Source organism: Gloeocapsa sp. DLM2.Bin57 (genome assembly GCA_007693955.1).
GTDB lineage: Bacteria > Cyanobacteriota > Cyanobacteriia > Cyanobacteriales > Gloeocapsaceae > Gloeocapsa.
In genome coordinates this window covers 20445-28533 of record RECR01000040.1, presented here as the reverse complement: position 1 = coordinate 28533, position 8089 = coordinate 20445, and the positions used below count along the sequence as shown (strand labels likewise).

At 38.1% G+C, this 8089-nt stretch carries 10 protein-coding genes, 1 tRNA gene and 1 other RNA gene; 10 read left to right on the top strand and 2 right to left on the bottom strand.

The window, feature by feature from the left end:
- Window positions 1-287 precede the first annotated feature (287 nt).
- Window positions 288-359: transfer RNA gene (locus EA365_02685), tRNA-Thr, on the bottom strand.
- A gap of 453 nt (window positions 360-812) precedes the next feature.
- Between EA365_02685 and EA365_02680 the strand changes: the two genes are divergently transcribed.
- The 10 genes from EA365_02680 (at window position 813) to EA365_02635 (ending at window position 7607) form a co-directional block, all read left to right on the top strand.
- Window positions 813-2018, top strand: a complete 1206-nt coding sequence (locus EA365_02680; GenBank protein TVQ47980.1) for a phosphoglycerate kinase — start codon at window positions 813-815, stop codon at window positions 2016-2018.
- Between the two features lie 48 nt (window positions 2019-2066).
- Window positions 2067-2249: non-coding RNA, 6S RNA (gene ssrS / locus EA365_02675), on the top strand.
- A 99-nt stretch (window positions 2250-2348) separates the two neighbouring features.
- The gene (locus EA365_02670; GenBank protein TVQ47979.1) at window positions 2349-3686 is read left to right on the top strand and encodes an insulinase family protein; all 1338 of its coding nucleotides are present in this window, start codon (window positions 2349-2351) and stop codon (window positions 3684-3686) included.
- Window positions 3646-4926: an insulinase family protein gene (locus EA365_02665; GenBank protein ID TVQ47978.1), complete on the top strand. Its 1281-nt coding sequence runs from the start codon at window positions 3646-3648 to the stop codon at window positions 4924-4926. The genes EA365_02670 and EA365_02665 overlap by 41 nt, the downstream gene beginning before the upstream one ends.
- Window positions 4916-5617, top strand: coding sequence for an SDR family oxidoreductase (locus tag EA365_02660; GenBank protein ID TVQ47977.1), 702 nt, complete (start codon window positions 4916-4918; stop codon window positions 5615-5617). The genes EA365_02665 and EA365_02660 overlap by 11 nt, the downstream gene beginning before the upstream one ends.
- Window positions 5618-5669: 52 nt before the next feature.
- A complete protein-coding gene (locus EA365_02655; GenBank protein TVQ47976.1) occupies window positions 5670-5999 on the top strand; it encodes a hypothetical protein in 330 nt (109 codons plus the stop codon).
- Between the two features lie 2 nt (window positions 6000-6001).
- Window positions 6002-6268: a hypothetical protein gene (locus EA365_02650; GenBank protein TVQ47975.1), complete on the top strand. Its 267-nt coding sequence runs from the start codon at window positions 6002-6004 to the stop codon at window positions 6266-6268.
- 56 nt (window positions 6269-6324) lie between these two features.
- Window positions 6325-6609 carry a BrnT family toxin gene (locus EA365_02645; protein TVQ47974.1) on the top strand — a complete coding sequence of 95 codons (285 nt, stop codon included), beginning with the start codon at window positions 6325-6327 and terminating at the stop codon, window positions 6607-6609.
- Window positions 6596-6781, top strand: a complete 186-nt coding sequence (locus tag EA365_02640; protein TVQ47973.1) for a hypothetical protein — start codon at window positions 6596-6598, stop codon at window positions 6779-6781. Before EA365_02645 ends, EA365_02640 begins: the two co-directional genes overlap by 14 nt.
- A 100-nt stretch (window positions 6782-6881) precedes the next feature.
- Window positions 6882-7607 carry a G-D-S-L family lipolytic protein gene (locus EA365_02635; GenBank protein ID TVQ47972.1) on the top strand — a complete coding sequence of 242 codons (726 nt, stop codon included), beginning with the start codon at window positions 6882-6884 and terminating at the stop codon, window positions 7605-7607.
- Here EA365_02635 and EA365_02630 read toward each other — a convergent pair.
- Window positions 7576-8085 (bottom strand): pentapeptide repeat-containing protein, encoded by a 510-nt coding sequence (locus EA365_02630; protein TVQ47971.1) that lies wholly within the window; start codon window positions 8083-8085, stop codon window positions 7576-7578. The two genes, EA365_02635 and EA365_02630, sit on opposite strands and share 32 nt — an antisense overlap.
- Between the last annotated feature and the right edge of the window lie 4 nt (window positions 8086-8089).

Below are 8089 nucleotides of genomic sequence, written 5' to 3'. Positions count from 1 at the left end.
TAATTAAAAAAGTGGGGATGGGCATCGCCTCACTCAAAAACGGTCAATCATCTCTGAAGGTGAAAGACAAGAAGCCTACAGCGTAATCTTTGATTCGGTGTAGGAGTATGTCACTTATAATAAAATTTTTCTCTTGCCTGTTGCAGGAGTGCTTGTTGCCACTAATAATTTATCATACTCAAACCAGAAGAGCCAAAACCCCTGAGTTTTTAACTCAGCTCTTGCACCAGTATTTTATGCTGTATAGTCATAATAACACCTAATACCTAATACCGAATTCTTACTTAAGCCGATGAGCGGATTTGAACCGCCGACCGTTCGATTACGAATCGAATGCTCTACCACTGAGCTACATCGGCACTTCTAGTTAAGAAACCCTATACCTATTAAGTATCTCAGCTATTAGCTAGCTATCCTTACTGAATCAAATCTAGGATACCTGATACCAGGTGAGCCAAGATTGAGCCAACTTTGATACCAAGTTGGCTAAGAAGGGTTATAATCTTACTAAGATGATTACTAAGATATCTTAGCAAATAACTTGGCAAATGACTTAGGAATATCTAGGATATGCTCTAATCCTTTCGTATCTCAGAGATGTTCTATTCTCTCTTGCTATATTTTTAGCTTTCTTTCAATCCATTATAAATACTGAAAAAATCCCCCCTACCTCAACCAGGAACTTTTGTCTTCAGATGCAAGGTCAGCGCTACAATCGTTAATCAGTACAAAAGTTATTGAGCAATAGTGACGGTTTTAGGGTACAAAATTAATTGACTATGAAAAATATAACTTTTTAGGAGGAACAGGCTGTGACCAAGAAAACCATAGCAAATTTATCAGAGGCTGATTTAGCAGGAAAAAGAGTCTTAGTAAGAGCTGATTTTAACGTCCCTCTCGATGATAACCTGACAATTACCGATGATACCCGTATTCGTGCAGCTTTGCCCACTATTGAAGATTTACGCAAAAAAGGCGCTAAGGTAATCTTGTGCAGTCATTTTGGTCGTCCTAAAGGACAAGTTAAAGAAAGTATGCGTCTAACTCCTGTGGCTAAACGTCTTTCTGAATTACTAGGAACTGAAGTAGTTAGCTGTAAAGATTGTATCGGAGAAGAAGTAACCTCTACCATAGCTAAAATGGAAAATGGACAGGTTGCACTTCTAGAAAACGTACGTTTTTACGCAGAAGAAGAAGCAAATGATCCAGGATTTGCCCAAAAATTAGCAGCAAACGCTGACTTATACGTTAATGATGCTTTTGGCACAGCACACCGCGCCCATGCTTCTACAGAGGGAGTAACTCATTATCTGAGTCCTAGTGTAGCGGGTTATTTGATTGAAAAAGAACTAAACTTCTTACAAGGAGCGATCGAAAGTCCCCAACGTCCTCTAGCTGCGATTATTGGTGGATCTAAAGTATCTTCTAAAATCGGAGTGATCGAAACTCTCCTGGAAAAATGCGATAAATTGCTAATCGGTGGAGGGATGATCTTTACCTTCTATAAAGCACGTGGTTTAGACGTGGGTAAATCTCTAGTAGAAGAAGATAAGCTAGAATTAGCCAAAGAATTAGAAGCAAAAGCTAAAGCTAAAAACGTGACACTACTGTTACCAACAGACGTAGTCATAGCTGATAAGTTCGCCGCTGATGCTAATTCTCAAACCGTCAGTATCGACAGTATCCCCGATGGTTGGATGGGGTTAGATATTGGTCCTGATTCGGTTAAACTCTTCCAAGAAGCCTTAGCAGATTGTCAAACTATCCTTTGGAATGGTCCAATGGGAGTATTTGAATTCGCTAAATTCGCCGTGGGTACAGAAGCGATCGCCAATACTCTAGCTGAGTTAACTAAGAATAACGCTGTCACCATCATTGGTGGAGGAGATTCAGTCGCCGCAGTAGAAAAAGTGGGTGTAGCTGAACAAATGAGTCATATCTCCACAGGAGGTGGCGCTAGTTTAGAATTACTCGAAGGTAAAGAATTACCTGGAATCGCTGCTTTAGATGAAGCTTAAAAATTGGCTCTTGTCAAATCCACAAAATCAGATTAAGATATAAATATCAATTCACTGCGACGTTGGTGACTGCCAATATAGTTTATTGATCTATGCTTTTTGAATAAGGGAACTAAAAGCTTCTCGTGGCAGTAAACCGAGCTGGTACTCGGAAACTTTAAACTGAGGACAAAGTTACCCACCTGGTTATCCAGGTCATAAGCTGAGGTAAAACGGCGTTGCGGTGAACTTTTTTATTGTCAAGATTTCCTCACCTAAAGGGTATACAGCTATACAGTTAAAGGTTTATAATAGAGAGTTAGAAACAATAGCAATAAGAGGAGTTTCCAATTGCAACGACTCCTGAGAAATCAACAAAACAGACTGTTTCCTGGTCATGTTTTTCAGTTAAATAACGGCTTGACGGTAGTTCATCAATACATACCATCAACACCAGTAGCAGTAGCGGATGTATGGATAAACGCAGGTGCAAAAATTGAACCAACATCTTGGTTGGGAATGGCGCACTTTTTAGAACATATGATCTTCAAAGGGACAAAAAATATCTATCCTGGAGAGTTTGATTACAAAATAGAAAATACAGGGGGAATAACTAACGCAGCGACTAGTCATGACTACGTCCATTATTTTTTAACCACAGCAGCTACACACCTATCAGAAACATTACCATATTTAGCAGAAATTCTCTTACAAGCAGAGATACCAGAAGTAGAATTCTACCGAGAGAGAGAAGTAGTTTTAGAAGAGATTAGACAATGTTACGATGATCCAGATTGGATTGGATTTCAATCCCTGTGCGAAATTATTTACGAATCTCACCCCTACGGAAGAGGAATTCTCGGAGAAGAAGAATTGTTACGGCAACATACACCTAATCAAATGCGCTGTTTTCATAAGACTCATTATCAGCCAGAAAATATGACAGTAGTGATTACAGGGGGAATTAAACAAGAACAAGCTTTAAGTTTAGTTGCAGAATGCTTCCTTGATTTTAGCATTAGATCAGAATGTCCACCCCATCACATAGTAGCAGAAGCACCAATCATCGGTGTACGTCGTCAAGAAATAGCCTTACCGAGAATCGAACACGCGCGACTAGGGATGGGTTGGTTAGGACCTAATGTAGAGCAATTAGCAGATGCTTTAGCATTAGAAATGCTCTCGATTATTTTAGCAGGAGGGCGATCGTCTCGTCTAATTAGTAAACTCAGAGAAGAACAACAATTAGTCTTAGATATCACCAGCGAGTATTCACTGCAACAAGACTCTAGTTTATTTACGATTAGTGCATGGTTAGAGCCAGAGTATATATTCAAGGTAGAAGCAGCTATCTGTGCAGAAATAGAGAGATTGCAAAATGAATTGATTACAGAAGCAGAATTAGCCAAGAATAAGCGTATTTTGCGCAATGATTATCTATTTTCTACAGAAACACCAGCTCAATTAGCAGGTTTATACGGTTATTACCAAACGATCGCCTCAGCAGAACTATCCTTAAGTTATCCTATAATAATTGAAAGATTAACAGTTCAAGACTTACAAAGGGTAGCTCGTCAATATCTCTCTGTTGAGCATTACGCTATCAGCACACTGTATCCTGATTCACTAATTACCAATAATAATCTCCATGCAAACAGCAACATCGAGTTATCAGCAAGAAACAATTAATTGTTTTACTCTCAATAATGGCATTACCCTAATCACGGTGACTAATAACAGTAGTGATGTGATCGCAGGGAGAATATTTATTAAAAACGCGGGAGGAAGATGGGAAACACGCACTCAAGCGGGATTATCTCACCTAGTAACCTCCGTAATTACCAAAGGAACAAAGAGATTATCAGCAGTAGATATAGCTCATCAGGTAGAATCTCTAGGAGCTAGTTTAGGAGCAGATGCAGCTAGTGATTACTTAATTTTTAGTCTGAAAACAGTAAGTAGTGACTTCCAAGAAATATTGGGGTTATTAGCAGAAATAATGCGCGAGCCTAGTTTTCCTCCCGAGGAAGTAGAATTAGAAAAACACCTAACCCAACAAAATATCCGCGCTCAACAGGAATCACCCTTTAACATCGCTTTTAGTCAATTAAGAGAAGCAATTTATCAAGAACATCCCTACGCTTTATCTATTTTAGGCACAGAAACAAGCGTAGCTAACCTAAGCTTAACAGATTTACAAAACTATCATCAACAATATTTTCGTCCCGATCAACTAGTAATCAGTATTTCAGGACGTCTTGAACCAGAAACAGTGAAACAATGGGTAGAGGATAGCTTCGGAGACTGGGAAATACCCCAAGTAACACCCTCTTTACTGCAACTTCCCCAACTAACCCCTAAACCAGAAAAACGCAAAATAGCACAAAATACCCAACAGGCGATCGTCATGTTGGGTTATTTAACTCCAGGAATAAAAACCCCCGAATACGCAGCCTTGAAACTCTTAAACACCTATCTAGGGAATGGTTTATCTAGTCGTCTGTTTGTGGAATTGCGGGAAAAACGCGGTTTAGCCTATGATGTGTCTGCATTTTACCCCACCAGACTAGATCAGTCTAGTTTTGTGGTTTATATGGGTACAGCTCCAGAAAATACCCTAACAGCACAAGAAGGTTTACGAACAGAAGTAGAACGTCTTTGTAATACAGAACTAACGGAAACTGAGTTACAAATAGCTAAAAATAAACTACTTGGTCAATACGCTCTAGGTAAACAAGCTAATGGGGAAATAGCTCAAATCTACGGTTGGTACGAAACTTTAGAACTTGGTATCTCCTTTGACTTAGATTTTCAAGAACAGATCAAAGCGGTAACCCCAGAGGAAATGCAAAAAGTCGCCCAAGCATACTTTATCGAACCCTATATCTCTTTAGTAGGACCAGAAGAAGTTCTCGACAATGTTGACTGAAGAAGATACTATCTTAATCGTTGGTGGAAGTCGAGGTATTGGTTTAGCTGTTGCTGAATATTATGCACAGACTGGAGTTAATCTGGTTGTTGTCTCTCGTACTACTTGCAAGTATGGTACTTGGTTAGCCGCGGATATATCTACACAATCGGGTATAGAGAAAATAGCCAAGTTTTTTGCAGGTAAACAATTAGACGCTTTATTATTTTTAGGTGGTACTTGGGAAAAAAATGCTTTTACCGCTGAATATTCTTTTTTAAAGAGCGATTTTGCCGAAATTGACCAGGTTATCACTGTTAATTGTCTTGCACCCATTAAAATTGTTAAAGCTTTGTTTGATAGTTTAATATTATCCCCTCATCCTAGAGCTATATTTATAGGATCTTTGACCGCTTTAGAAAATACTGCTTCTCGGGAAGTGGCTAATTCAGCTTCTAAATATGGTCTTAGGGGTGCTATTCACGCTTTACAACGAGAACTGAAAAATAGTGGTATTGGTTTTACTGTCATTAACCCAGGCAATGTAGCGACTTCTGAAGTTTTAAATGATATCAAAACTGGTGCTTTTGGTGAACAACAACCTATCCCTCTAGAGGATCTAATTAAGGTAATTAATTGTGTTTTAAGTTTGTCTCCTACGTCATACATATCAGAAATCAATATAGTACAAATTGATGATGGTGCTAAATAAGCCAAGGATTGTTTTAAACTAGTTAATAGAGTGACTAAGGCGAGTAAATCTAATGCCAAATTCAGGTCTAGGTTGTTTAGTTATCATGCTCTTAATTGGCTTATTATTAGGAGCGGTGGGTTTAGGATGGATAGTTAACGGTTTTTTGATCTTCCTAGCTTTGATCTTAATTACCCCAGTTATCGCTTGGATAGGTTTAAACTGGTGGTTACAACGTAACTTGGTCTCTCAACCTTGTCCCGTTTGCGGTTATGAATTTACTAGTCTTAACAATAGTCAGTGTGAATGTCCCAATTGTGGTGAACTATTAGAAGTAAAAAAAGGTAAACTACTGAGAATGACTCCTCCTGGGATAATAGATGTTACCGTTGTTGATGAATAAACATGTATAACGAACCACCCGAATCAGAAGAACCAAAAGTAAGCAAATTCACCCCTGAAACCGAGGAAGATTCCTTAACTTATAAGCTAAATAACTGGTATAAAAGTCTCTCACAACCTGCGCAAGTATTGGTAATGACTGGAGGGGTGATTGTCGGTTTTACTATCCTCAATCTTTTTTTGAGAGTAGTAATTTCTCTGGTTACATTAGCCATCCTTGGTTCTATCTTATATATTATTTATCGTTTCTGGAAATCTTCCCAACCGTAATCATCAATAGGAATAGGGCTAAATACAGTTTTTATCCTTAAGAAATTTTTGGTAAAATGGAGTTAGACCTGCAATTTGAGTGGGATGATCAAAAGGCGGCTTTTAATCAAAAAAGACATAAAGTTAGTTTTGAACTAGCTACTCTTATTTTTCTTGATAACAATCGAATTACGGCTATTGATAAGAGAAATGATTATGGTGAAACTAGATATGTTACTGTAGGTTTAATAGAAAATCGCGTTCACGTGGTAGTATATACCAAGCGTCAAGAAGTTATTCGTCTTATTTCCTCACGTAAAGCCAACTCAAGAGAGCAGAAACGTTATTATGGCAATCGTTAAATATACACTAGATCCTAAAAATCCACCAAAATTCACTGAAGAAGAAAAAACTCTTTTGGATAACATGACTGATGAAGATATCGACTATTCAGATATTCCTGAGCTACCCGATGAATTTTTCCACAAAAAACAACAAATTAAAGAATTATCCGACCAAAAAAATTTAACCTAGATATAACCGTCAAGATCATAGCCAAATCATTAAAAATGTGCAACAATACTCGTACGAAGTCGTCTTTTTTAGTAAATTTTAGGACAATTATCTTTTTTAAATGACCAATATTTATCATCTTTCCAAAGCTGTTAAAACTAAATCTAAACCAAGTAATCCTCTTAAGATTGTTGTCCTAGGTGATAGTATTGTCTATGGGTTTGGCGATCCGATTGGGGGAGGTTGGGTAGAAAGATTGAGACGTCTGTGGATGTCTCCAGAACAACCAGGACCAGTATTATATAATTTAGGGGTAAGAGGCGATCGCCTGATTCAAGTCACCCAAAGACTAGAAAGTGAATTTAGAAGTCGAGGAGAATTAAAAAACCGTGTACCTGATTTAATGATTCTCTCAGTAGGTGTTAATGATTCAGCGCGTTTGATGCGTCCTGATGGACGTTGTTTTACAGATTTTACGGATTTTCAAGAACAAGTAGATCAACTCTTAGAACAGGCTAAAAGACTATGTCCCGTGTTATTTATGGGGATGATTCCGATAGATCCTGCTAAAATGCCTTTTTTAGACTGTTTTTATTTTAATCATCGCGATCAATATTATTATAAAGAAATCACTAAACAAGCTTGTCAAAGACTAGAAATACCCTATCTCGATACTTTTGACCTGTGGATGAGTAGGGGGGAGCAATGGCTAAAATCTCGTTTAGCCTCTGATGGTCTTCACCCTAATAGTTTAGGTTATCAGGATTTACTCCTAGATATTTTAAATTGGGAAGAAATGGAATTTTTAGATATTCCTAGTCTCGACAACCTAAACTATCTCGGGTAGAAACTCCTGTCACCGGATTGATTCCTGATGCGTATTCACAGAGTAAATTAACCTGATATTCATCAAGAATCGTTCCTGTAAAATCAGCACCTGTGATGATCGCATCAAAAAAACGACTACGAATCGCGATCGCCTCGACAAAAATAGCGTTAGTTAAATTCGCTTGGTCAAAAGTCGCGCGATCCGCTAGAGAATCACTCAGATTAGCTCCAGTCAAATTAGCTTCTAAAAATATTCCTTGAGTGAGAATTGAACCCTCTAAATTAGCTCCTGAAAAATTAGCCCGACGCATATCAGCATCAGCAAAAACACTCCCATGGAGGTCTAAATTAGAGAAATCCCGATCTTGTAATTCTGTGCTAGTATAATTAACGCGGTTAGCTTGAGCAAAAGCAGTAGGGGTAGCCATTAAGAATACTAGTATTATAGCAGCACTCAAGAGTAAGATTAATTTAGCAAAGATTGATGTTAAAGACATTATT